General features: G+C 72.6%; 17 protein-coding genes. 8 read left to right on the top strand and 9 right to left on the bottom strand.

Annotated features, from left to right (window positions below):
- The first annotated feature begins 1 nt into the window (after position 1).
- Positions 2 to 844: a DUF3159 domain-containing protein gene (locus ACIQPQ_RS25180; RefSeq protein WP_401307520.1), complete on the top strand. Its 843-nt coding sequence runs from the start codon at positions 2 to 4 to the stop codon at positions 842 to 844.
- A gap of 170 nt (positions 845 to 1,014) precedes the next feature.
- Here ACIQPQ_RS25180 and ACIQPQ_RS25175 read toward each other — a convergent pair whose 3' ends face one another.
- Positions 1,015 to 1,689 (bottom strand): potassium channel family protein, encoded by a 675-nt coding sequence (locus tag ACIQPQ_RS25175; RefSeq protein WP_383781392.1) that lies wholly within the window; start codon positions 1,687 to 1,689, stop codon positions 1,015 to 1,017.
- Positions 1,689 to 2,357, bottom strand: coding sequence for a potassium channel family protein (locus ACIQPQ_RS25170; RefSeq protein ID WP_401307518.1), 669 nt, complete (start codon positions 2,355 to 2,357; stop codon positions 1,689 to 1,691). The genes ACIQPQ_RS25175 and ACIQPQ_RS25170 overlap by 1 nt, the downstream gene beginning before the upstream one ends.
- Positions 2,358 to 2,881: 524 nt before the next feature.
- On the opposite strand from ACIQPQ_RS25170, the gene ACIQPQ_RS25165 reads away from it, so the two are divergent.
- Both ACIQPQ_RS25165 and ACIQPQ_RS25160 read left to right on the top strand, forming a co-directional pair.
- Complete coding sequence (locus ACIQPQ_RS25165; protein ID WP_401307515.1) at positions 2,882 to 5,089, top strand: APC family permease; 2,208 nt, start codon at positions 2,882 to 2,884, stop codon at positions 5,087 to 5,089.
- A 124-nt stretch (positions 5,090 to 5,213) separates the two neighbouring features.
- On the top strand, positions 5,214 to 6,545 hold the full coding sequence (locus ACIQPQ_RS25160; RefSeq protein WP_401307512.1) for a class I SAM-dependent RNA methyltransferase: 1,332 nt from the start codon (positions 5,214 to 5,216) through the stop codon (positions 6,543 to 6,545).
- Between the two features lie 118 nt (positions 6,546 to 6,663).
- Here the strand turns inward: ACIQPQ_RS25160 and ACIQPQ_RS25155 are convergent, their stop codons facing one another.
- The 3 genes from ACIQPQ_RS25155 to ACIQPQ_RS25145 form a co-directional block, all read right to left on the bottom strand.
- The gene (locus ACIQPQ_RS25155) at positions 6,664 to 8,172 is read right to left on the bottom strand and encodes an alpha/beta hydrolase (RefSeq protein ID WP_401307509.1); all 1,509 of its coding nucleotides are present in this window, start codon (positions 8,170 to 8,172) and stop codon (positions 6,664 to 6,666) included.
- A 33-nt stretch (positions 8,173 to 8,205) separates the two neighbouring features.
- Positions 8,206 to 9,774, bottom strand: a complete 1,569-nt coding sequence (locus ACIQPQ_RS25150; RefSeq protein ID WP_401307506.1) for an MFS transporter — start codon at positions 9,772 to 9,774, stop codon at positions 8,206 to 8,208.
- Between the two features lie 87 nt (positions 9,775 to 9,861).
- Positions 9,862 to 11,205 (bottom strand): carotenoid oxygenase family protein, encoded by a 1,344-nt coding sequence (locus ACIQPQ_RS25145; RefSeq protein ID WP_401307503.1) that lies wholly within the window; start codon positions 11,203 to 11,205, stop codon positions 9,862 to 9,864.
- Between the two features lie 361 nt (positions 11,206 to 11,566).
- Between ACIQPQ_RS25145 and ACIQPQ_RS25140 the strand changes: the two genes are divergently transcribed.
- Positions 11,567 to 14,227 carry an ATP-binding protein gene (locus tag ACIQPQ_RS25140; protein WP_401307500.1) on the top strand — a complete coding sequence of 887 codons (2,661 nt, stop codon included), beginning with the start codon at positions 11,567 to 11,569 and terminating at the stop codon, positions 14,225 to 14,227.
- Positions 14,228 to 14,366: 139 nt separating this feature from the next.
- Here ACIQPQ_RS25140 and ACIQPQ_RS25135 read toward each other — a convergent pair whose 3' ends face one another.
- Positions 14,367 to 15,533: a sensor histidine kinase gene (locus ACIQPQ_RS25135; RefSeq protein ID WP_401307496.1), complete on the bottom strand. Its 1,167-nt coding sequence runs from the start codon at positions 15,531 to 15,533 to the stop codon at positions 14,367 to 14,369.
- On the bottom strand, positions 15,530 to 16,222 hold the full coding sequence (locus ACIQPQ_RS25130) for a response regulator transcription factor (RefSeq protein ID WP_401307493.1): 693 nt from the start codon (positions 16,220 to 16,222) through the stop codon (positions 15,530 to 15,532). The genes ACIQPQ_RS25135 and ACIQPQ_RS25130 overlap by 4 nt, the downstream gene beginning before the upstream one ends.
- A gap of 134 nt (positions 16,223 to 16,356) precedes the next feature.
- Here ACIQPQ_RS25130 and ACIQPQ_RS25125 point away from each other — a divergent pair, with 134 nt between their 5' ends.
- From ACIQPQ_RS25125 to ACIQPQ_RS25110, 4 genes are read left to right on the top strand one after another with little or no spacing between them, the layout of a single operon-like run.
- The gene (locus ACIQPQ_RS25125) at positions 16,357 to 16,857 is read left to right on the top strand and encodes a hypothetical protein (protein ID WP_401307490.1); all 501 of its coding nucleotides are present in this window, start codon (positions 16,357 to 16,359) and stop codon (positions 16,855 to 16,857) included.
- On the top strand, positions 16,854 to 17,915 hold the full coding sequence (locus ACIQPQ_RS25120) for an efflux RND transporter periplasmic adaptor subunit (RefSeq protein ID WP_401307487.1): 1,062 nt from the start codon (positions 16,854 to 16,856) through the stop codon (positions 17,913 to 17,915). The genes ACIQPQ_RS25125 and ACIQPQ_RS25120 overlap by 4 nt, the downstream gene beginning before the upstream one ends.
- Entirely contained in the window at positions 17,912 to 18,748 is an 837-nt protein-coding gene (locus tag ACIQPQ_RS25115; protein WP_401307484.1) for an ABC transporter ATP-binding protein, read from the top strand. The genes ACIQPQ_RS25120 and ACIQPQ_RS25115 overlap by 4 nt, the downstream gene beginning before the upstream one ends.
- A complete protein-coding gene (locus tag ACIQPQ_RS25110) occupies positions 18,745 to 19,959 on the top strand; it encodes an ABC transporter permease (protein WP_401307481.1) in 1,215 nt (404 codons plus the stop codon). The genes ACIQPQ_RS25115 and ACIQPQ_RS25110 overlap by 4 nt, the downstream gene beginning before the upstream one ends.
- 137 nt (positions 19,960 to 20,096) lie before the next feature.
- Here the strand turns inward: ACIQPQ_RS25110 and ACIQPQ_RS25105 are convergent, their stop codons facing one another.
- A complete protein-coding gene (locus tag ACIQPQ_RS25105; protein ID WP_401307478.1) occupies positions 20,097 to 21,146 on the bottom strand; it encodes an acyltransferase domain-containing protein in 1,050 nt (349 codons plus the stop codon).
- Positions 21,143 to 22,987, bottom strand: a complete 1,845-nt coding sequence (locus ACIQPQ_RS25100; protein WP_401307475.1) for a glycoside hydrolase — start codon at positions 22,985 to 22,987, stop codon at positions 21,143 to 21,145. The genes ACIQPQ_RS25105 and ACIQPQ_RS25100 overlap by 4 nt, the downstream gene beginning before the upstream one ends.
- Positions 22,988 to 23,043 lie beyond the last annotated feature (56 nt).

The following is a 23,043-nucleotide window of genomic DNA, read 5'->3' as shown; positions in this document are numbered from 1 at the left end:
GGTGACGTCGCTCGACAAGCCGACCCAGGACACCCAGCAGGACGAGGACGCGCGGGCGGTGACGGAAGCCGCGCTGTTCGAGGCCTTCGGCGGCGTCCGGGGCATGGTCGAGACGGTGGTGCCCGGCCTCCTCTTCGTCACGATCTACACGATCAACAAGGACCTCCACATGTCGGCGATCGCCGCGCTGGCGGTCTCGCTGGTCCTGGTCGTGATCCGGCTCGCCATGAAGGACACCGTCAAGCACGCCTTCAGCGGCGTCTTCGGTGTCGCCTTCGGTGTCGTCTTCGCGATGATGACGGGCAACGCCAAGGACTTCTACCTGCCCGGCATGCTCTACACACTGGGCCTGGCGTTGGCGTACATCATCACGACCCTGTGCGGGGTGCCGCTGCTCGGGCTGATCCTCGGCCCGGTCTTCAAGGAGAACCTCTCCTGGCGCACCCGCAACCCCGGCCGCAAGAAGGCGTACGCCAAGGCCAGTTACGCGTGGGGCCTGATCCTGCTCGCCAAGTGCGCGATCCTCTTCCCGCTGTACTGGTGGGCCGACACCACCCAGCTCGGCTGGGTCCTGGTCGCCCTGAAGATCCCGCCGTTCCTGCTCGCCGTCTGGCTGACCTGGGTCTTCCTCGCGAAGGCTCCGGCGCCCATCGACGTGTTCGCGGAGATGGAGGCGGAGGAGAAGGCCGAGGAGGCACGCAAGGAGGCCCTGGCCGCGGAGCGCGCCGGGACAGGCGCGACCGGCGCGACCGGTGCCGAGACCGCCGGGACACCCGGTACGACGGCGTACACCCCCGAGCAGACCGGTCGCACGGACACGACCGGCGGACGGCACCGCCGCTAGGCTCGCCGACAGCTGGGCCGGGCCGCAGGGCCGGGCCTGGCCGCAGGGCCTTTCGGCCCGTTCGACTGTAGGTGTGCCGATGGGGCGCCCGGAGATCTCCGGGCGCCCCATCGACGTCAGCGGATCACGCCCCAGCGGATCACGCGTCGGCGGACCACGGCGGGAGCGTCTCAGCCCGCGTCGGTGCGGCGGACCGACAGCAGGTCCTCCAGCTGCTCCTCGCGGGCCTGGGCGGCCACGAAGAGCAGTTCGTCACCGGCCTCCAGGGAGTCCTCGCGGGACGGCGTCAGGACGCGCGTGCCACGGATGATGGTGACCAGCGTGGTGTCCTCCGGCCACTCCACGTCCCCGACCTGGGTACCGGCCAGCGCCGACTCCTCGGGCAGGGTCAGCTCCACCAGGTTGGCGTCGCCGTGGCTGAAGCGCAGCAGGCGGACCAGGTCGCCGACGCTCACCGCCTCCTCGACCAGGGCCGACATCAGACGCGGCGTGGACACGGCGACGTCCACACCCCAGGACTCGTTGAAGAGCCACTCGTTCTTCGGGTTGTTGACGCGGGCGACGACGCGCGGGACGCCGTACTCCGTCTTCGCGAGCAGCGAGACGACCAGGTTGACCTTGTCGTCGCCGGTCGCGGCGATCACGACGTTGCAGCGCTGGAGCGCCGCCTCGTCGAGGGAGGTGATCTCGCAGGCGTCGGCGAGCAGCCACTCCGCCTGCGGGACGCGCTCGACCGAGATGGCCGTCGGCGCCTTGTCGATCAGCAGGATCTCGTGGCCGTTCTCCAGCAGCTCGCCCGCGATCGAGCGGCCCACAGCACCGGCCCCGGCAATGGCGACCCTCATCACTGACCGCCTTCCTTCGGGCCCTCGGCGAACGAGGCCTCGACCTTCTCGACCTCGTCGCTGCGCATCATCACATGCACGAGGTCGCCCTCCTGGAGCACCGTCTGCGAGGTGGGCAGGATCGCCTCGCCGAGCCGGGTCAGGAACGCGACGCGGACACCGGTCTCCTCCTGGAGGCTGCTGATCTTGCGGCCGACCCAGGCGTCGGAGGCGTGCACCTCGGCGAGCTGCACCCCACCGGTCGGATCACGCCACAGCGGCTCCGAGCCCGAGGGCAGCAGACGGCGCAGCATCTGGTCGGCCGTCCAGCGGACGGTGGCCACGGTCGGGATGCCCAGGCGCTGGTAGACCTCGGCGCGGCGGGGGTCGTAGATGCGGGCGGCGACGTTCTCGATGCCGAACATCTCGCGGGCCACCCGGGCGGCGATGATGTTGGAGTTGTCGCCGCTGGAGACGGCGGCGAACGCGCCGGCCTCCTCGATGCCCGCCTCGCGCAGGGTGTCCTGGTCGAAGCCGACCCCGGTGACCCGGCGGCCGCCGAACGAGGAGCCAAGACGTCGGAAGGCGGTGGGGTCCTGGTCGATCACGGCGACCGTGTGCCCCTGCTGCTCCAGGGTCTGGGCGAGAGCGGAACCCACTCTGCCGCAGCCCATGATGACGATGTGCACGACCGTCCTTCCGAGGTCAGAACTTGCTTGCTTGGCTTGAACAGGGTCTCAGACCGCCGACCAAGCTACACACGCGCGGTCGGCGGAGGGCACCCCCGTGCACCCGGTGCGGGTTCAGCGGCGGCTGATGCTCCAGACGCTGAGCAGGGCCAGGACGCCGACTCCGACGAGGGCGCCGACGGCGCCGATCAGCTCGGGGTTGAGGTGCATGGTGGCGGCTCCGGGGAGGAAGAGGGGCGGGTACGCCCCAGGGGTTCCGGGGCGCGGCGGAATCCTCATATGAGCACGGCGATCGTCCCGACACGGGCACGCGGAACGCCCCGGCCACGGAATCCGCACGAGCGGCTCGGCCGATTTCACCCGTGAGGCGGGCGGCGGCCCGCCCGCACCGCGCCGGAGCAGGGCAGGCACGGGTCCGCGGGGCCCGCAGAACCCCTCCGCGGGGCCCACGGGATCCGTTGTGACCGACCCGAGCCCGGGGGAGTGTGGGCGATCCCCTGTTCGAAGGCCTACGATGCTCTGTTGTGTCCAAACTGACCGACGTGCCCAAGCGCATTCTGATCGGGCGCGCACTGCGCAGTGATCGGCTCGGAGAAACGCTCCTGCCGAAGCGCATCGCCCTTCCCGTGTTCGCTTCCGACCCGCTGTCCTCCGTGGCCTACGCGCCCGGGGAGGTGCTGCTGGTCCTGTCCATCGCGGGCGTGTCGGCCTACCACTTCAGCCCCTGGATCGCGCTCGCCGTGGTCGTGCTGATGTTCACCGTGGTCGCCTCCTACCGGCAGAACGTCCACGCCTACCCGAGCGGCGGCGGCGACTACGAGGTCGCCAACACCAACCTCGGCGCCAAGGCCGGCCTCACCGTGGCGAGCGCCCTGCTCGTCGACTACATCCTCACCGTCGCCGTCTCCATCTCCTCCGGCATCGAGAACCTCGGTTCGGCGATCCCGTTCGTCGTGGAGCACAAGGTGGCCTGCGCCGCCGCCGTCGTCATCCTGCTGACGCTGATGAACCTGCGCGGCGTCAAGGAGTCCGGCAAGCTCTTCGCGATCCCGACGTACGTGTTCGTCGCGGGCGTCTTCATCATGATCGCGTGGGGCGCCTTCCGCGGACTGGTGCTGGGCGACGAGATGCGGGCGCCGACCGCCGACTACACGATCAAGGCCGAGCACCAGGGCCTCGCCGGGTTCGCCCTGCTCTTCCTGCTGCTGCGCGCCTTCTCCTCCGGCTGCGCCGCGCTGACCGGCGTGGAGGCGATCTCCAACGGCGTCCCCGCCTTCCGCAAGCCCAAGTCGAAGAACGCGGCGACCACGCTCGCGGCGATGGGCCTGCTGGCCGTCACCATGTTCTGCGGCATCATCGTGCTGGCCCTGGTCACCGACGTGCGGATGGCGGAGTACCCGGCCGTCGACCTCCTCAAGAACGGCGCCGCGGTCGGCTCGGACTACGTCCAGAACCCGGTGATCAGCCAGGTCGCCGAGGCCGTCTTCGGCAAGGGCAGCTTCCTGTTCGTCGTCCTCGCGGCGGCGACCGCTCTGGTGCTGTTCCTGGCCGCGAACACCGCGTACAACGGTTTCCCCGTCCTCGGCTCGATCCTCGCGCAGGACCGCTACCTGCCCCGCCAGCTCCACACCCGCGGCGACCGCCTGGCGTTCTCCAACGGCATCGTGCTGCTGGCCGGGGCGGCGACCCTGCTGATCGTGGTCTACGGCGCCGACTCGACCCGGCTGATCCAGCTGTACATCGTCGGCGTGTTCGTGTCGTTCACGCTCAGCCAGACCGGCATGGTCCGCCACTGGAACCGCCACCTGGCCACCGAGACCGACCCGGCCAAGCGCCGCCACATGGTCCGCTCCCGCGCGATCAACGCCTTCGGCGCCTTCTTCACCGGCCTGGTCCTCGTCGTCGTCCTCGTCACCAAGTTCACCCACGGCGCCTGGGTCGCCCTCCTCGGCATGGTCATCTTCTACGGCGTGATGACCGCGATCCGCCGCCACTACGACGGTGTCTCCGCCGAACTCGCGGCCCCCGACGGCCCCAGCGAGGACAGCGTCCGCCCCTCCCGCGTCCACTCGGTGCTGCTGATCTCCAAGATCCACCGCCCGACGCTGCGCGCCCTCGCCTACGCCAAGCTGATGCGCTCCGACACCCTGGAGGCGCTCACCGTCAACGTCGACCCGACCGAGACGAAGGCGCTGCGCGCGGAGTGGGAGCGGCGCGGCATCGACGTCCCCCTCAAGGTCCTAGACTCGCCCTACCGCGAGGTCACCCGGCCGGTCATCGAGTACGTCAAGAGCCTGCGCCGCGAGTCGCCGCGCGACGCGGTGTCGGTGATCATCCCCGAGTACGTCGTCGGGCACTGGTACGAGCACCTGCTGCACAACCAGAGCGCGCTGCGCCTCAAGGGCCGGCTGCTGTTCACGCCGGGCGTGATGGTGACGTCGGTGCCGTACCAGCTGGAGTCGTCGGAGGCGGCGAAGCAGCGGGCCCGCAGGCGGCAGGAGTGGAGCGCGCCGGGCGCGGTGCGGCGCGGTCCGGCGGACCACCACGGCCATGGCCATGGCCACGGCCAAGGCCAAGGCCCGGGTCACGGTCGCGGCAAGGAAGCCGCGGCGGGCGAGCCGTCCGGGTCTTCCGGGTCCGCGGGAGCGTCGGGGACGTCGAGGGCCTCGGGGCCGCAGGGCGGGCCCGGTGCCTCCGGGGCGGGGCCCGAGGACGGCTCCTCCGGGAGCTGACGGACGGAGTCGACGGAGCTGACGCAGGGGGCGGCCGGAGTGGTCGGCGGCCGGGCGGCACCCACGTAGACTGGTGGGCTGTTGTCCGGCCGTATCCCCGTCTCGTATCTGGAGTCACCCCGCCATGCCGCAAGAACCGACGAAGACGCTGGTGGGGGCGGAGTACGAGGTCGAGGTCGGCCCCGTCGCCCACGGCGGCCACTGCATCGCCCGGACCGAGGCGGGCCAGGTGCTCTTCGTCCGGCACGCGCTGCCCGGCGAGCGGGTGCGGGCGCGGGTCACCGACGGCGAGGAGGGCGCCCGCTTCCTGCGCGCGGACGCCGTCGAGGTGATCGAGGCGTCCAAGGACCGGGTGGAGGCCCCCTGTCCCTTCTCCGGCCCCGGCCGGTGCGGCGGCTGCGACTGGCAGCACGCCAAGCCCGGCGCCCAGCGCCGCATGAAGGGCGAGGTCGTCGCCGAACAGCTCCAGCGCCTCGCGGGCCTCACCCCCGAGGAGGCGGGCTGGGACGGCACCGTCGTCCCGGCCGAGGGCGACAAGCTCCCGGCGGGCCAGGTCCCGCGGTGGCGCACGCGCGTGCAGTACGCCGTCGACGAGGAGACCGGTGCCGCCGGACTGCGCCGCCACCGCTCGCACGAGGTGGAGCCCGTCGACCACTGCATGATCGCCGCGGAGGGCGTCAGCGAACTGGGCGTCGAGAAGCGGGACTGGACCGGGATGGCGTCGGTCGAGGCGATCGCGGCGACCGGCTCCCAGGACCGCCAGGTCATCCTCACCCCGCGCCCCGGCGCCCGCCTGCCGCTGGTCGAACTGGACCGGCCGGTGTCGGTGATGCGGGTCGAGGAGAAGGACGGGGGCGTGCACCGCGTCCACGGGCGCCCCTTCGTGCGCGAACGCGCGGACGGGCGGACGTACCGCGTGGGCAGCGGCGGCTTCTGGCAGGTCCACCCCAAGGCCGCGGACACGCTGGTGACCGCGGTCATGCAGGGCCTGCTGCCGCGCAAGGGCGAGACCGCGCTCGACCTGTACTGCGGCGTCGGCCTCTTCGCCGGCGCCCTCGCCGACCGCCTCGGCGAGACGGGCGCGGTCCTCGGCATCGAGTCCGGCAAGCGCGCGGTGGAGGACGCCCGACACAACCTCGCGGCCTTCGACCGCGTCCGCATCGAACAGGGCAAGGTCGAATCGGTCCTCCCGCGCACCGGCATCACCGAGGTCGACCTCATCGTCCTCGACCCCCCACGCGCAGGCGCCGGCCGCAAGACCGTCGACCACCTCACCTCCCTCGCCGCCCGCAGAATCGCCTACGTGGCCTGCGACCCGGCCGCGTTGGCCCGGGATCTGGGGTACTTCCGGGACGGGGGGTATCGGGTGCGGATGCTGCGGGTGTTCGATCTGTTTCCCATGACGCATCATGTGGAGTGCGTCGCGATCCTCGAACCGGCCTCGAAGGGCGCCTGAGCTGCTGGTCTGATCGTGCGCGGTTGGGTGCGGAGGCGGCCTGACTGCTACTTGAGCGTGGTGTGTGGCTGCCGGATCTCCCCGGGGCGGGCGGCGCGGGGAGATCCGGCAGCGGGACTCAGTCGGTGCAGGTGGTGCCTGGGGCGGGCAGCTTTCGGGTGGTCAGGTAGTGGTTGGTGGCGTCTCGGACGCACTGGGAGACCAGGAACATGCTGTAGTCGTCGCCTTCTCGGCTGAGGACGACGCTGCCGGGCAGTTGGGCCGCCATGGCCGCGCCCGCGCTGTGGGGGGCGAGGGCCTGGTGGGTGGACTGGACGATCAAGGTGGGCGGCGCGCCGTGGACGGGGGCGCCGGCCTTGACCGGCCGGGCCGGGACCGGCCAGCCGAGGCAGCCCGCGAGCGCCTTGTACGAGCGTACGGCGCCGCCCAGGTGGGGAGAGATCCGGGCGAGATCCTTCTGCAGGTCGGCGAGTTGGGCGAAGGTGCGCACCGGGCGGGCGTTGTCCAGGCAGGCCGGCACCTGCACCTGTACCTGGTCGAGCGTGTCGTCCGGGTCGTGGGTGAAGTCCGCGGCGTCCGGGCCCTTGGTGAAGTCGGCCGCGTCCTTCTTCTCCGTGGCCTTGACGATGGCGCCCGCCAGTTCCGACCAGGCGGGGGAGACGACGTTCAGGAAGTCCTGGGTGGCCTCTCTGATGTCCTCTCCGGTCAGCGGTCTGTGGGCCCGTGCCTTGGCCGGGATCGGGTCGCGGTCGGCGGCGGCGACCAGGGCGTCGTACTCGGCCGCGACGTCCCTCCCGTGCAGCGCACAGTTCTGCGACGCCTCGCACCAGGCGACGAAGCGGTTGAACGCCGTCTCGGCCGTGGCCGCCTCTGCCTTGATGCGTTTCAGCGGTGCCGTGGTGTCGTCGAGCGCCGTGTCCAGGACCATGGTGCGCAGTCTGCCGGGGTGGAGCTTGGCGTAGGTGCGCCCGAGGAGGGTGCTGTAGTGGATGCCGTACCAGTTCAACTGGCGTTCGCCGAGCCCGATGCGGACCGCTTCGAAGTCCTTGGCGGTGCTCGTCAGATCGACCTGCCCCACGAGCGAGCCGTTGCGGCGCAGGCAGTCCGAGGCGAAGGCCCGGTTGTGGCGGGCGAGCGCGTCGTAGGCGGCCTGGTTCTCGGGGAAGTGACTGACTCCGGCCGGCTTGGGGTCCTCCCCGCACAGGATCGGCGTACTGTGCCCGATGCCGCGGGGGTCCACCGCGACGATGTCGAAGTTCTTGGTCATGGCTCCGCCGACGGCGGACAGACCGAACTGCGCGGCCAGCCGCAGCTGTTCGATCGAGGAGCCGCCCGCGCCGTCGTTGAGCAGGAGCGTGCCCCGGCGGTGGGCCCTGTCGTCGGCGGGCCTGCGGACCATCGCGAGGGTGAGTCTGCCGGCCTCGGGGCGTGACCAGTCGACCGGCACCTCCATCGTTCCGCACTGCATGTTCCTGAAGCCGGTGTCCGCGCAGGCGTGCCAGGAGATGTCGTGTACGGAGGGCCGGGGAGTGCTCTTCTCCGGCTGGGCGAGCGCTGTGGTGGCGGCGGTGCCCAGCAGGGCAGCCCCGGCGGCGGTCCAAGCGGCGTACTTCCAGGTTCGTGGCATGTCGCTTTTCCTCGTGGGTGATGGGGTGGCGCGTCAGCCCTGGGGCTGCGCGTCGTCGATCGTCAGGTCCGGGATCCCGGAACGGGCGTCGGCGACGGTCGGTGGAGGGGGGCGGCGTGTGAGGAGCAGGGCCAGGAGCGCGGTCGTGGCCAGGACCGCGGCCGAGACGGTGAACGCGGCTCGGTAGCCGGCGGTGAGCGCCTCCGCGTGGGGTTCGTGGAGCGCGGAGCGGGTGGTGACGGAGCCGGCCAGTGTCGCGAGGGCGGCGAGTCCGACGGCGCCCCCGACCTGGCGGGTGGTGTTGACCAGACCGCCGGCCAGCCCCGCGTCCTCGGGCGGGACGCCTTCGACGGCGAGGGCCGTGAGCTGTACGAAGGCGATGCCGAGGCCGAGGCCCACCAGGATGCTCGGGCCGAGGATGTCGGCGATGTACGTGCCGTCGGCCCTGATCCGGGACAGCCACAGCAGTCCGGCGGCTTCGGTGAGCAGGGCTCCGGTCACCGTCACGGTGGCACCGGCACGACGGGACAGGCGCGGGGCGAGGGTGGAGCCGAGCATGTTCGCCGCCGCGAGCGGCAGTTGACCCGCGCCGGTGGCCAGGGGGCCTGCCCCGAGGACTTGTTGCTGGTAGAGCGGAAGGAAGAAGAACAGGGCGATCCACACCGACCCGAGGAGTGCCATGAGCACGTTGCCGACGGCGACCCGGCCGGTGCTGAACAGCCTCGGCGGTATCAGGGCGTGAGGTCGGCGCAGCTCGATCACGGCGAAGGCGGCGAGCAGCGCCACCGCGGCACCGAGAGCAGTGAGCACCGCGGCGTCCGTCCAGGCAGTGCCGCGCGCGGTGGTCAGCGCCCACACCAGACAGGTCAGGGCGAGAGTGACGGTCGACGTGCCCAGCAGGTCGAACCGTCCGGGCACGCGGACACCCGTCGGCGGCACGAACACCACCACGCCGACCAGGATCAGCACCGCCCCGAACGCGACGGTGTGGAAGATCCAGGCCCAGCCCCACGCCTGGGTGAGCACGCCGCCCAGCAGGACTCCGCCTGCGCCGCCCGCGCCGGAGACGGCTCCCCACACGCCGAGTGCTTTTCCGCGCCCGGCTCCGGCCGGGAACTGGTCCATGGCCAGGGCGAGCGCCGCCGGGGCGATGGCCGCGGCGCCGAGCCCCTGAGCGGCGCGGGCGGCGATCAGCGTGCCGGGACCGTCGGCCAGTCCCGCCGACAGCGAGGACGCCGCGAACAGCAGCAGACCCGCGATCAGTACCCGGCGTCGGCCGAGGAGGTCGGCCGCTCGACCGCCCGCCAGGAGAAGCGCCCCGAACGCCAGGCCGTAGGCGTTGACCACCCAGGTGGTTCCGCTGTCCGACAGGCCCACCCCGCCACGGATCTGAGGGATCGCCACGTTGACGATCGACGTGGCGAGCATCACCGTGAACTGGCTCGCGGCGAGCGCGGCCAGCACGGCACCGGCTCGGGGGGCCCGCGCTCGTCCGTCCCGCCGCGGGCGGAGGGCAGCGCGCTGCCTGGTGTCGGCCACCCGGCCGAAGAGCCTGCGCCGGTGGGGGTCGGGCGGGCTGTCCCGCAAGGATCGGTCGGTCATGGCAGTCCAGAGGTCGGAAATCCGGGTCGGATGGGCGGCGGCGACCCCCATGGCTCGGCGCAGGGGAGGGGACGCCCGGTCGCGTGGTCAGACGGACCGTTCGGTGTCGGGGATCCAGTGGCCGTGGATGCCTGCCGGCACCCTGCGGGGCAGTTCGACGGTGGCGACAGGGCTCAGGTCGTTCGCCGCCAGGACCAGGAGTTCCGAGGCGTCCGCTTCGATGTCACTGACGATGGTGAGGAGGTAGCCGTCGTCCTCGGAGGTCGCGCCTGCGGCGGGTGCGAAGACCGCCTCACCGGGCATCCGGCCCTCACCGTGGGAGAACAGCCGCTGCCGGCCGGTGCGTGAGTCGAGTTTGACGGTGTGGTAGGTGGACAGACCCGCGCCGGGGAAGCCGACGGCGTAGCTGTAGCGGTAGTCCGCGCCGGTGTGGGAGTCGTTGATCGAGGGGAACTCGGTGACCAGGTCGTTGAGGGCTTCCGTGGTGATCTTGCCGGTAGCGGGGTCGATGACCCACCGGTGAAAGGTCGAGCCGGCGTTGGGCGTGGTGCCGTAGCCGGGCGCGCCGATCCACCACTTCCACGACATCTTCCACGAGGAGCGGTCGAAGCGCGGTGCCTCGAGGACGATCCGGCCGTGTGCGTCGGTGTAGGCGTTGGCGACATGCAGCAGCGCGGCCTGCTCCGGCGCCTCGAACCACGTGGTCCGGTCGCCGTCGCGCGACATCACGCCGATGCGCAGCGGGACGTCGTCGTGCCAGCGGTAGGGGATGCCGGACTGCTCGGCGTGGTCGAAGACCACCGGGGAGTCGAGGAAGACGACGTGCTCGCGGGTGATGGCGAAGTCGTGCATGAGCGAAGGGCCCGCGCCCTCGACGACCTGGGACGTGACGATGTCTCCGGACGCGTCGGCCACGTAGTAGGTCAGATGCGGCGGGAACGGGCTGTAGCCGAAGAAGTGCAGCTCACCGGTCTCCGGGTCCTCCTTGGGGTGTGCGGTCATCGCGGTGCTGAGCTTGCCGCCGAAGTCGTGGACGCCGATCGTGTCGAGGTCGGGACCGACCTCCCACGGCAGGTTGGCCTCCTGGAGGGCCAGGTAGCGGCCGGCGTGGAAGACGATGTTGGTGGCAGCGGCGCTGACGTCCAGCTCGGTTCCGGTGAACGGCACGCCGTCGAGGAACGGCGTACGCACCCAGCGGTTGCGGTACCACTCGGCTCGTCCGCCCTGAAGCCGCACCCCGTGGATCATGCCCTCGCCACGGAACCAGTGACGTGGAGTGATGCCTGGTTTCGGGTTGTGACCGTTGCGGAAGTAGCGGCCGTTCAGCTCGGGCGGGAGTACGCCCCGCACCTTCAGATCACGGCCCGTGATCTCGCTCGTGACGGGGGCGAAATGCCCGCTGATGTAGGGCTTGTCGAGAGTCATCGTCATGCTTTCCGGGTCGGGAGGGCCGTCATGAGGTGCGCCAGGACGACGCAGGTGAGGAAGCCCGCGCTACGAGGGAGGAGATGAGTGGGGTGGGCGGTCTCGGTAGGTGGTCCTGTCGGCCGACCTGCTGCTCGTCTCCGTCGAACCGGAGTGCTTCCTGCGGCGACCCGCTGCGGGGTGACCGCTCTCTTCTCGGAGTCGAACCGCTCGACGTCCGGTGCGAGGCAGGCGGTAGTCAGAGCCTGGCCGCGGCGGAGACCTGCTCGCGTCGGTAGTTTTCACCTACACGACCGCACAGGAGAGCCGGGAGCGGGCTGGACCGCCCCGCATGTCTTTGAGATCGAAATGCGCATATATTTTGCTCATGGCGATGACAAATGCCGACGTACTGGTAGGTCGTCAGGACGAGATACGAAGGCTCGACGCCCTGCTGACCTCGGTACGGGCCGGCAAGGGCAGCGCTCTCGTCCTGAGAGGCGAAGCGGGCATCGGCAAGAGCACCCTGTTGCGGCACCTCCAGGACACCGCGACGGGACTGCTGGTCCTGAGTGCGTCGGGCGCGGAGTTCGAGACCGAGCTGCCGTTCGCCGTACTGCACCAGTTGCTTGCTCCCGTCGCGGGCCGATCGGACGCGCTGCCCGCACGGCACCGTGAAGCACTGGACATCGCCTTCGGCCGAGCCAAGGGCGCCCTCGATCCGTTCATGGTCGGTGTCGCCTCGTTGGGCCTGCTGGCGGAGAGCGCGTGCGAGCGTCCCCTGGTGTGCGTGATCGACGACGCCCAGTGGCTCGATCAGGCGTCGGCGAAGGCAGTGGCCTTCCTCGCCCGCCGCATCGCCGCCGAACCGATCGCCATGGTTCTGGCCGTGCGCGAGCCGAGTCGACTGCCCGCACTGGAGGCACTGCCCCGCCATTCCCTTCAGGGACTTCGTGAGACGGAAGCCCGCGCACTGCTGGCCCGCGCGGTGCGTGCGCCGCTGGACGAGCGGGTGCGCGACCGCATCCTGTCCGAGGCACGCGGCAACCCGCTGGCCCTCCTGGAGTTGCCGAGGACCTCCGGGCTCGCCGGGATGGCCGGTGGCTACGTCCAGCCCGACTCCGTGCCGTGCGTGATCGAGCAGAGCTTCCGGTCCCGGCTCGAACTCCTGCCACCGACGGCCCGGCTGCTGGTGACGCTCGCCGCCGCCGACCCGATCGGTGACCCCGCCCTGTTGTGGCGCGCCGCCGAGACCCTGGGCATCGACGAAGGGACCGCCGCGCAGACAGCGGGGCTGGTCGAGTTCGGCACCCGGGTCCGATTCGGTCATCCCCTCGCCCGCTCGGCCGCCTACCGGGCCGCGGCCCCGGAGGAGCGGCGCAGGGCGCACGGGGCCCTGGCCACCGCGACCGACCCGGTCACCGATCCCGACAGGCGAGCCTGGCACCGCGCCCAGGCATGCGCGGGCCCGGACGCGCACGTGGCCGCCGAACTCGAGGCCTCCGCGGCCCGCGCCCTCGACCGGGGCGGCGTCGCGGCCGCGGCCGCCTTCCTCGAACGCTCGGCAGCGCTCACCGTGAGTCCGGCCCGGCGCACGGAGCGAGTTCTCGCGGCGGCCGAGGCCAAACTCTCGGCGGGCGACTTCGACACCTCGGCCGACCTGGTCAACACCGTCGTCACCGATGACTCCGGCAAAGCCGCCCAGGCGGACCTGCTCCGCGGCCGGCTGTCCTTCGTCCGCCGCCGGGGAGGCGAGAGCCCCACGACGTACCTCCTGCGCGCGGCCACCCGCCTGGAGCGGACAGATCCCTGCCGGTCACGGGAGTGCTACCTGGACGCCGTCGAGATGGGTCTCCTTCTGGGCGGTCTCGACCAGGTGGTGGAAGCCATCGGCGTCGCCCCGCCGCTCACCGAACCAGACGCGACGGTGGCAGTCCTGACCGGCCTTGCCAGCCTGGTCGGCAAGGGCCACGAGGCGGCGGGAGAGGTGCTCAGATCCGTCATCGACGACACCGGCAACCACGTGTGGAGCAAGCGGCCTTCGCTGGGGTTCATGCTCGCCGCGGAACTGTGGAACTTCGACGCCATGTGCGGCATCGCCGGTCTCGCCGTCGCGGCCGGTCGCGCGTTCGGATCCTTCCACGCCCTCCCCATCGGCCTGGCGATGCATGCCACCGCCGCGGTGCACCGAGGCGACTTCGGCGCCGCGATGGAGCTGATCTCCGAGGAAGAGGCGATCGCCGACGCGACCGGAGCGGCCCCGTTGATCTACCCGCGCCTCCACCTGGCCGCGCTGCGTGGGCGGCGCGAGGAAGCCGTCGCGCTGTTCGCCTCGGTGGACCAACGGATGACCCTCAGCACCCCATGGGCGACAGCGGTGCTCAACAACGGTCTCGCCGACTACCCGGCCGCGATGAAGGCAGCACAGCGGGCCGTCGACCACGGCGCCATCACCACCACGGGCCTCGCTCTGCCCGAACTGATCGAGGCGGCGACGCGATGCGGCGAGCGCGACGTCGCCGCTGGGGCGCTCGCGTCCCTCCAGGAACGCGCACGGGCCGGCCGGCATCCCTGGGGCCTCGGCGTCGCCGCCTACTCCAGAGCCCTGGTCTCCGATGACGAGGCCTCCTACTGCGAAGCCGTCGCCCTCCTCGACGACAGTGCCCTGGTCGTCTACCGGAGCCGGGCCCAACTGCTGTACGGAGAATGGCTACGCCGCCGGGGCCGACGACGTGACGCGAGAGCCACGCTGCGGCAGGCTCACGAGACGCTGGCCGGTCTCGGCATGTCGGCGTTCGCCGAACGCGCGGCGTGCGAACTGCGCGCGACGGGTGAACAAGTACGCAGCCGCACGCCACAGGCGACCGAACAGCTGACGGTCCAGGAAGTGCACATCGCGCGCCTGGTCGCCGAGGGCGCCACGTCCAAGGAGGTGGCGGCGAGGCTCTTCCTCAGCCCGCGCACCGTCGACGCTCACCTGCGAAACATCTTCCGCAAGCTCGGCCTCACCTCACGAAGGCAACTGAGGGGCCTTGCCGAACTCTGCTAGCGCGTCCGGCCCGTGCGCCACTGGCCGGACGCGCGTCGGTGTCGCGGCGGCCGGTCGACGGCGTGACGCGGGACCACGATCGAGCCGGGGGCTCAGGGCGTAGGGGGCAGGAGCGGAGCAAGTGACTCTGTCCCGTGCTTCACGGGCACGTCGGGAGTGTGACGCGGGTCGTCAGGCCGCCGGTCGGGTTCGCCGTCGCGTCGATGTCTCCGGCGTGGGCGCGGACGACGGAGGCGACGATGGACAGGCCCAGCCCCGCGCCCTCGCCCGGTGCGTGACGGCGGGCCTGCGCGCGGCGGAACGGCTCGAACAGCAGGGGGACGACGGCCGGGTCCACCAGGGGGCCCGTGTTGGCGACCGTCAGACCGGTCGGGCCGACCCGGACCCGTACGGTCCCGCCGGGATGGTTGTGGCGCAGGGCGTTGGCGACCAGGTTGTGCACCAGGTGGTCCAGGAGGACCGGGTCGCCCCGGACGTGCAGCGGCCGGGTCTCCACGTCGACGGTGACGGCCCGCTCCGCCGCCTCGGCCGCCAGCTTTCCGGTGACCGCGGCGGTGGTCGCGGTCAGGTCGACGCGTTCGCGCCGGCCCAGTCCCTCGTCGGAGACGGCGAGGAGGAGCAGGCCCTCGATGAGCTGCTCGCTGTCGGCGGCGGTGTCGATGAGCTTGTCCCGTATCAAGGCGACCTTGCCGGGGGACGGATCGTCGGCGAGGCCGATCTCGGCGGCGGCCCGCTGCACGGCGAGCGGGGTGCGCAGTTCGTGGGCGGCGTTGGCGGCGAACCGCTGGCGCGCGGCGACCAGGTGCTCGATCCGGTCGAGCATGCCGTCGAAGGTGTCGGCCAGTTCCTTCAGCTCACCCGGCGGGGCCTTGAGCGCGATCCGCTCGTGGAGGTTGGAGCCGGAGAGCCGACGGGCCCGCGTGGTGATGATGCCGACCGGGCGCAGGACCCGCCCGGCCATCCACCAGGCGAGCGCGACGGACAGCGCCGAGTAGACGGCCAGGGAGATCCCGGAGACGGTGAGGAGCTGGTGGAGCACGGTGTCCCCGGCCACGGTGGACACGTTCCGCGCGACCGCGTACTGGCCGGGCAGGATGCCACTGGGCTGCGCCCGGCCGGAGGCGGGCAGTGTGGGGACGGAGGCGGTGTCCGTCAGGGAGGCGGGGACGGCGGGGGCGACCGCGGTCAGGACGCTGCTGTAGAGCCCGTCGCTGACCTGGACGTAGACGCAGCCCATGAGCAGGACCCCGGCGAGGACCAGCAGGCCGCCGTAGAGCGCGGTGAGCCGCGCGCGCTCGCCGGTCACCGGGCGCCGCCCCCGCCGCCCGCCGAGGGGCCGTCCCCGATGCGGTAGCCGGCCCCGGGGACGGTCTCGATCACGGGTGGCGCGCCCAGCTTCGTCCGGAGCTTGGAGAGGGTGACCCGGACCGCGTTGGTGCGGTAGCTGGTGTCCTCCTCCCACACCTCCTCGATCAGGTCGTCACCGCTGACAACGGCGCCCTCGGCCCGCAGGAGGGTCTCCAGCACGGCGAACTCCTTACGGGAGAGGGAGAGGTAGCGGCCGTCGCGGCAGACCTGGCGGCGCGCGGTGTCCAGACTCAGCCCGGCCCGTTCGAGGACCGGTGGGAGGGCCGGGCGGGAGCGGCGGCCGAGGGCGAGGACCCGGGCGAGGAGTTCGTCGTACGCGAACGGCTTCGTCAGGTAGTCGTCGGCGCCGAGACCGAGGCCGACCACCCGGTCCCGTACGGTCCCCGCGGCGGTGAGCATCAGGATCCGGGTCAGCAGGCGCGCGCCGACGACCCGACGGCACACCTCGTCGCCGTGCAGTCCGGGCAGATCGCGGTCGAGGATCATCACGTCGTACGCCCCGAACCGGAGCTTCTCCAGCGCGGTCGGCCCGTCCGGGGCGACATCCACCGCGACCGCGTCACGGCGCAGCCCCTCGGCGATCATCTCCGCCAGGAATTCCTCGTCCTCCACCACCAGCACGCGCATGGCCCCTGTGTACCCGACCGGGATGTTTCGTCGGTGTAAGCACCGGCGCTGAGAGAAACGAAACCGGCTCCCCGCCGACGCTGAGCCCGTCCGTGCCGGACCCCGGTATGCCGGCACCGTAGGAGGAGCCCCACATGATCCATCGCGCGATACGCCGGCGCGGCCTCGCCGCCTGTCTGCTCGCCGTGACCGTCGTCCTGTCCGCCACGGCCTGCACGGGCGACGGCGGCGGCACGAAGGACGGCGGACCGGCCTCCACCGCGAAGAAGACGGACGAGGACCAGGCGCTGGAGCACCGCAAGTGCCTGCGCGAGCAGGGCCTGGACATCCCCGAGCCGAAGCCGGGCGAGGTCGGCGCCGGCGTGACCATCGACGGCGGTTCGAAGAGCCGGAAGGAGGTGGAGAAGGCGTTCAAGGCCTGTGAGGACAAGGCGGTCGGCGGCGGCCCCCAGGAGCTGAGCCAGGCGGAGAAGGACAAGATGGTCGCCTACGCCCGGTGCATGCGCAAGAACGGCTTCGACATGCCCGACCCGAAGTTCGGGGGCGGGGCGGCGCCGGGGATGCCCGCGCTGAAGCCGCAGGAGATGAAGACGTACGAGAAGGCCGACAAGGCCTGCGCGGGCGTGGGCCGATGAGCCGCGGACGGGTGGTGGCGGCGGCCCTGGCGGTGGTCGCCATGACGGCCGGGACCATCGCGGTCACCCAACTCGGCGACGGCGCAACGGAGTCGGCCGGCGCGGGCGGCGGCGGACTGCCGCCCGCGACCGCCCCGGTCGAGCGCGGCGACCTGCGCGACAGCGCGCAGGCCGAGGGGACCCTCGGCTACGACCGGCAGCGCAGGATCAACGCGGCCGTCGCGGGCACCCTGACCCGGGCCCCGCGCACCGGCTCGACGATCGAGCGGGACGAGCGGCTGTACGAGATCGACGGCCGGGCGGTCCGGCTGATGTACGGCTCGGGCCCGATGTACCGGACGCTGAAGGCGGGCGACGAGGGCCGGGACGTCGAGCAGTTGGAACGCAACCTCGCCGCCCTCGGCTACACCGGCTTCACCCCGGACACCGAGTACACCGAACTGACGGCCGCGGCCGTCAAGCGCTGGCAGAAGGCGCACGGCGACCGGCAGACCGGCACGGTCGGCCCGCAGGACATCGCGTTCGCCGCCGGGAAGGTCCGGATCAAGGACGTGGCGGCGGCCGTCGGCGATCTGGTGCAGCCCGGTACCCCGCTCCTGACCACGACGGGCTCCGAGCGGATCGTGACCTTCGAACTGGACGTGGCGGAGAGCCGGTTGACGAAGGCGGGCACCAAGGTCGAGGTGGAACTGCCGGACGGGGGCAGCGCGTCCGGCACGGTCTCCTCGGTCGGCCGGACGGCGCGGCCCGGCAAGGACCCGCAGGACACCGGCCCCAAGGTGACGCTGACCGTCTCCTTCGACAAGCCGGACGCGGTCGGCGGTGTCGACCAGGCGCCGGTCACGGTCAACCTCACCGGCGAGACCCGCAAGGACGTCCTGACCGTCCCGGTGAACGCGCTCCTGGCGCTGCCGGGCGGCGGATTCGGCGTCGAGGTCGTCCACGGCAGCACGACCCGCGAGGTCGAGGTGCGGCTCGGGATGTTCGCCGAGGGCCGGGTCGAGGTGTCCGGCGGCGGGCTGCGCGCGGGCATGAAGGTCGGGGTGCCGAAGATATGAGCGACGCCGCACCCACCGACACAGCTGCCCCGCCCACGGACAAGGTCACCGAGCCTGCGGACAAGGTCGCCGCACCCACCGACACGGTCGCCGCACCCACCGACACGGTCGCCGCACCTGCGGACACGGTCGTCAGTCTCCGGGGTGTCACGAAGGAGTACGCGGGCGGGGTCACGGCGCTGCGCGGCGTGGACCTCACCGTCCGCGAGGGTGAACTCCTCGCCATCGTCGGCCCGTCCGGCTCCGGCAAGTCCACCCTGCTGCACATCGTCGGCACCCTGGACCGCCCCACCACCGGTACCGTCCACATCGCCGGCCACGACGTGGCGGCCCTCTCCGACCGCCGCCTCTCCGCCCTGCGCGCCCGTCATGTGGGCTTCGTCTTCCAGGCGTTCCACCTGGTTCCGGGCGTCAGCGCCCGCGACAACGTGGCGGAGGGCCTGCTCTACTCCGGCCTCCCGCGCTCCGTACGCCGCCGCAGGGCCGCCGAGGCGCTGGACCTGGTCGGGCTGGCGGACCGCATGGACCACAAGCCGCACCAGCTCTCGGGCGGGCAGAAGCAGCGGGTCGCCATCGCGCGCGCGGTCGTCGGCCGGCCCGCCCTGCTGCTGGCCGACGAACCGACGGGGGCCCTGGACTCCGCGTCGGGGGCGGCGGTGATGGAGCTGCTGCGGCACCTGAACCGGGAGGGCGCGACGATCGCGGTGATCACGCACGACACCGAGATCGCGGCGAGCCTGCCGCGCGCGGTGCGGATCAGGGACGGTGAGGTGGTGGCGGACGTACGGAACGAGGCGTCCGCCCCGTCCGTGGCGGCGGGGGCGCAGAGGTGAGCCGTACGGAACGGGGGCGGGGACGGCTCAAGGCGGCCCGCCTGGGTCCCCGCGAGGTCCTGCACGTCGGTTCGTCCGGCCTGCGCAGCCGCCCGGTGCGGGTCGTGCTCTCCGCCTTGGGCATCGCCATCGGTATCGCCACCATGATCTCGGTGGTCGGCATCTCCGCCTCCAGCCAGGCGAAACTCCTGCGGGAACTCGACGAGTTGGGCACCAATCTGCTGGTGGCCTCGCCCGGCGAGTCCATGTTCGCCGGACAGGACGTGAAACTGCCCGAGGGCGCGGTCGGCATGGTGGGCCGGATCAAGGGTGTCCAGGAGGTCGGGGCCACCGCCGACCTCGACGCGACCGTGCGCCGCAACGAGAGGATCGACGAGGGCGACACGGGCGGGATCACGGTCCGGGCGACGACCGCCGGCCTGCTCCGCGTGCTGCGCGGCGAGGTCGCCACCGGCAGGTGGCTCAACGCGGCGACCGGCCGTTACCCCTCGGTCGTGCTCGGCCATGTCTCCGCCGGACGGCTCGGGGTCACCAGGCCGGGGCAGCAGGTGTGGATCGGTGACCGGTACTTCACCGTCACCGGCATCCTCGCTCCGCTCCCCCTCGCCCCGGAGATCGAGCGCTCGGCCCTGGTCGGGTGGGAGGGCGCGAAGCGTCTGCTGGGCTTCGAGGGCCACCCGACGTCGGTGTACGAGCGGTCGGACGACGCGGCGGTACGGGACGTGCGCAAGGTCATGGCGGCGACGATCGACCCGCAGCACCCGCAGAACGTCAAGGTCACCGACCCGTCGTCGGCGCTCCGGGCGAAGGCGGCGACCGAGGGGGCGTTCAGCAGTCTGCTGCTGGGGCTCGGCGGCATCGCCCTGCTGGTCGGCGGTGTCGGCGTCGCCAACACCATGATCATCTCTGTGCTGGAGCGCCGGTACGAGATCGGTCTGCGCCGCTCGCTGGGCGCGACCCGGGGTCACATCCGCGTCCAGTTCGTCACGGAGTCGCTGATGCTGTCGGGCCTCGGCGGCCTGGCGGGGGTGGCGTTGGGCGCGGCGGCGACCGGGGTGTACGCGTACTCCGGCGGGGTGCCGTGGGTCGTTCCGCTCTGGGCGGTCGGGGGAGGATTCGGCGCGACGCTGGTCATCGGCACGGTGGCGGGCCTCTATCCGGCGGTCCGGGCGTCCCGTCTCTCCCCGACCCTGGCGTTGCACGCGGCGTGAGGACGGCACCCTCTGCGGCGTGAGGACGGCACCCTCCGGGGCCGTACCTCCCAGGACCCGTACCTCTCAGGGGGTACGGGTCCTGAGGGGTACGGGTCCGCCTGCCGCCGGGCCGCCTCGGAGTTCCGTGGCGCCGGTCAGGGCAGGGCTGTCCAGCCGTGGGCGAGGTGCCAGTGGCCTCCGGCGCGGAGGTGCCGGACGAGGGAGCGTTGCAGCGCCGTCCCCTGCGGCAGGCGGCCGAGGTCGGCCCGTCCCGGCGGCCGGTGGAAGACGAACTCCAGGACGTCGTCGTCGCACACCGGGCGGGCTCCGAACCGGGCGAAGCGGCTCTGGAAGGCGAGGATGCGGGACTCGGGCGCGAGGTGCTCGGCCAGCTGCGGGTCCAGCAGCCAGGAGCTGCAGGTGGCGCGGGCGTGGCGGGTGGCCGGGAAGTGCCGTGCGTAGAAGTGCCGGGCGGCGGCGAACGACGCGTCGCAGGCGGAGCGGGAGAGCGGGCCGTCCCCGGGGATGTGCACCTGGAGGACCGGGTCCCCGTGGGCGGGGCCGCCCGAGGCCGCCGCGTCACCGCCGTGGGCGTCCGCGTCGAGGACCGCCCGGTCGAACTGGAGGCGCCCCAGCCGGTGCAGGGTGCCGCGGAAGTGCCGGGCGATCCACCGCTGGCGGTCGAAACCGCCGGTGCCGTGGGCGAGCCGGTAGGAGGTGAGTTTCGCCCCGAGGTCGGCGAACGTGGCGCCGACGACGTCGTCCGGGACACCGAGCCGGTGCTGCCGCTCCAGCGCCAGAGGGAGCGCGAGGACGAACAGGTGGGCGTAGAAGTACCGCCCGGTGGCGCCGAGGGCGGCGGGGGCGTCGGGCCAGTCGAGCGCAGCCGTGCCGTCCGCGCCATCTGTGCCCTCCGCGCTGTCCGCGCCGTCCGCGGGGGCGGCGAAGAGGCGCTGGTGGCAGCGGATCAGCGCCTCCCACACGGCGGGGTCGCGGTCGGGCCCCGGCATCTCGGCGCACAGCCGCTCGCGGTCCGCCTCGGGGACGGCGAGCAGGGCCAGCCGCTGCCTCAGCCCGGTGGGGGAGGGCGGTACGGGGTCGGGGACCCGCCCGGCGGGCTGTCCGCGGAGGCCGGCCAGCCAGCGCCGCACCGCCGCGGGGTCGGCTTCGTGCCGCGTGTGCGCGGGTGCCGTTCCGCCGGTCATGCGCGGGCCGCCCGCTGGAGCTGGTGGCGGAGCCGGTCCAGTTCGCCGATGCTGTCGTCCAGTCCGCCCGGCCGTGACCTGAGGAGCCAGCAGGCGCGCTGCTCGGCGAGCAGGGGTTCCATGCGGCGCAGCAGACGGCGCGCGGTCGACGGGGCGACGGCGTCGGCGTCGGCGTCCGTGCCGGTGCCCGGTGCGGTACCGGCGTCGGGGCCGGTCCTGATCGCGGCGCGGGCCCGCAGGACGTCCACGGCGAACTCCGCGAGGGCGATGGCGTGCTGGAGTTCGCGCCGCACCACCTCTCCGTCACCCGCCGCGGGGTCGGCGGCGGCGAGGTCGTCGCGGCAGGCGGCGAGCGTCGCGGCGACCCGGTCCGCGGCCTCCGGCGTCGGGAGGGACGGCAGGGGGACGGCGGGGTCGGGGAACAGGGCGCGGGCGATCGGTGAGCCGTTGAGCAGCGGCACCCCCAGGTCGCGGTGCACCCGGCCCAGGCGCGTCAGGACGCCGCCGGTCAGGCGCGCCGCGTCGAGCAGGACGTGCTCGTCGAGGACGGCGGCGATGTCGAGGTCCCGGTTCGCCTCCAGGCACCAGCTCACCGCGCCGCCGAAGACCGCGGGTCCGTACGCGACCGACGGGGCGTCCCAGTGGCCGTGGTCGCCCCAGGACGTGAGCAGGAATCCCTCGGCGTCGTTCTCCAGGCCGGTGCCCGCCGCGTCGAGCATGTTGTCGACGGCGTTGTCGATCCGGCCGAGGACCGAGTTCCAGTTGCTCGCGCCGGGGGCGACCCAGAACGGCACGCCCGCGTCGGAGAGCGGCTTGCCGCGCGAACGGAACCCGCCGCGGAGGTTGTCGAGGTCCGCGCCGAGGCGCTGCCAGGTGCGGGCCTCGGGGGTGTCACCGTCGATGACCTCGGACAGCAGGCGCGGCCCGTCGTACTGCCACACCACCGGCACGGCTCCGGGCGGGACCCGGTCCATCAGCTCGGGGTGGTCGGCGAAGACGTCGGCCCAGAACTCGACGGTGTGCCCGGACTCCAGCCAGGGCGCCATCAGCCGGGTGACGAAGTCGAAGTAGACCTCGCCGACACCGCGCGCGGCCACCAGGTCCGCGGAGCGCCCCCGGCCGAGTTCGAAGGGCTCGTCGGCGCCGATGTTGAGGCGCCGGGAGCGGATCTCGCGGGCGACCTCCCCGACCAGGGCGTTCGCGAAGGCCGCGTTGTCGTCGGTGGGGCGCAGGGTGCTGGGCGGACGGTGGACCCCGCCGCGTTCGAAGCCGTCGGGGTTCTCGGCGCGGTGGGCGTGGCGGGGGTGGCGCAGGAAGCGCTCCATGTGGCCGAAGGTGTTCTGGTTGGCGACCAGTTCGATGCCGGCGGCCGCGCAGCGCGCGTCCAGCCAGTGGAGGTCGTCGGCGGTGAGCGGGGAGGCGTCCCGCCAGACCTCGTGGTGGTCGCGGAAGGCGTAGGTGTGTTCGCCGTACAGCTCCAGCTGGGTGTAGCGGGCCAGGGAGAGGATCTCGATCCAGCGGGCCAGGGTGCGGCGGGTGGGGACGCGGTCGCGGCTGATGTCGAGGAGAAATCCCCGGACCGGGAAGTCGGGGTGGTCGCTGATGTCGTAGCCGGTGGCGGTGTAGGCGCGGTCGGCGCGGAGCTGGTCGAGGGTGGCGAGGGCGTAGCGCAGGCCGGGGGCGTCGCGGTGGTCGACGGTGACGCCGCCGGGGCCGGTGCGCAGGCGGTAGCCCTGCGGCGGGAGGGCCGGGTCGGCGCGCACGTGGACCGGCGCGTCGAGTGCCGCGCCACCGGGGGTCGTCGTCAGGGAGCGCGGGGCGGGGAAGGGGGTGACGGGCACGGTCGGGCTCCGGGGTGAGGGGGCGGCGGTGCCGGGCGGCGCGGTGCTCGCGCCGC

It is taken from the genome of Streptomyces sp. NPDC091281, from assembly GCF_044757425.1.
Classification (GTDB): Bacteria; Actinomycetota; Actinomycetes; order Streptomycetales; family Streptomycetaceae; genus Streptomyces.
Note: the sequence above shows the minus strand (reverse complement) of the source record. Positions and strands in the feature narration are given on the sequence as shown.

Bases quoted from the DNA above. Each gene is read 5' to 3' on its own strand.
- ACIQPQ_RS25175 (WP_383781392.1), bottom strand. From the start codon at position 1,689: ATGAGGGTCGCCATTGCCGGGGCCGGTGCTGTGGGCCGCTCGATCGCG.
- ACIQPQ_RS25160 (WP_401307512.1), top strand. From the start codon at position 5,214: ATGCCGCAAGAACCGACGAAGACGCTGGTGGGGGCGGAGTACGAGGTC.
- ACIQPQ_RS25155 (WP_401307509.1), bottom strand. From the start codon at position 8,172: ATGCCACGAACCTGGAAGTACGCCGCTTGGACCGCCGCCGGGGCTGCC.
- ACIQPQ_RS25150 (WP_401307506.1), bottom strand. From the start codon at position 9,774: ATGACCGACCGATCCTTGCGGGACAGCCCGCCCGACCCCCACCGGCGC.
- ACIQPQ_RS25145 (WP_401307503.1), bottom strand. From the start codon at position 11,205: ATGACGATGACTCTCGACAAGCCCTACATCAGCGGGCATTTCGCCCCC.
- ACIQPQ_RS25140 (WP_401307500.1), top strand. From the start codon at position 11,567: ATGGCGATGACAAATGCCGACGTACTGGTAGGTCGTCAGGACGAGATA.
- ACIQPQ_RS25130 (WP_401307493.1), bottom strand. From the start codon at position 16,222: ATGCGCGTGCTGGTGGTGGAGGACGAGGAATTCCTGGCGGAGATGATC.
- ACIQPQ_RS25125 (WP_401307490.1), top strand. From the start codon at position 16,357: ATGATCCATCGCGCGATACGCCGGCGCGGCCTCGCCGCCTGTCTGCTC.
- ACIQPQ_RS25120 (WP_401307487.1), top strand. From the start codon at position 16,854: ATGAGCCGCGGACGGGTGGTGGCGGCGGCCCTGGCGGTGGTCGCCATG.
- ACIQPQ_RS25115 (WP_401307484.1), top strand. From the start codon at position 17,912: ATGAGCGACGCCGCACCCACCGACACAGCTGCCCCGCCCACGGACAAG.
- ACIQPQ_RS25105 (WP_401307478.1), bottom strand. From the start codon at position 21,146: ATGACCGGCGGAACGGCACCCGCGCACACGCGGCACGAAGCCGACCCC.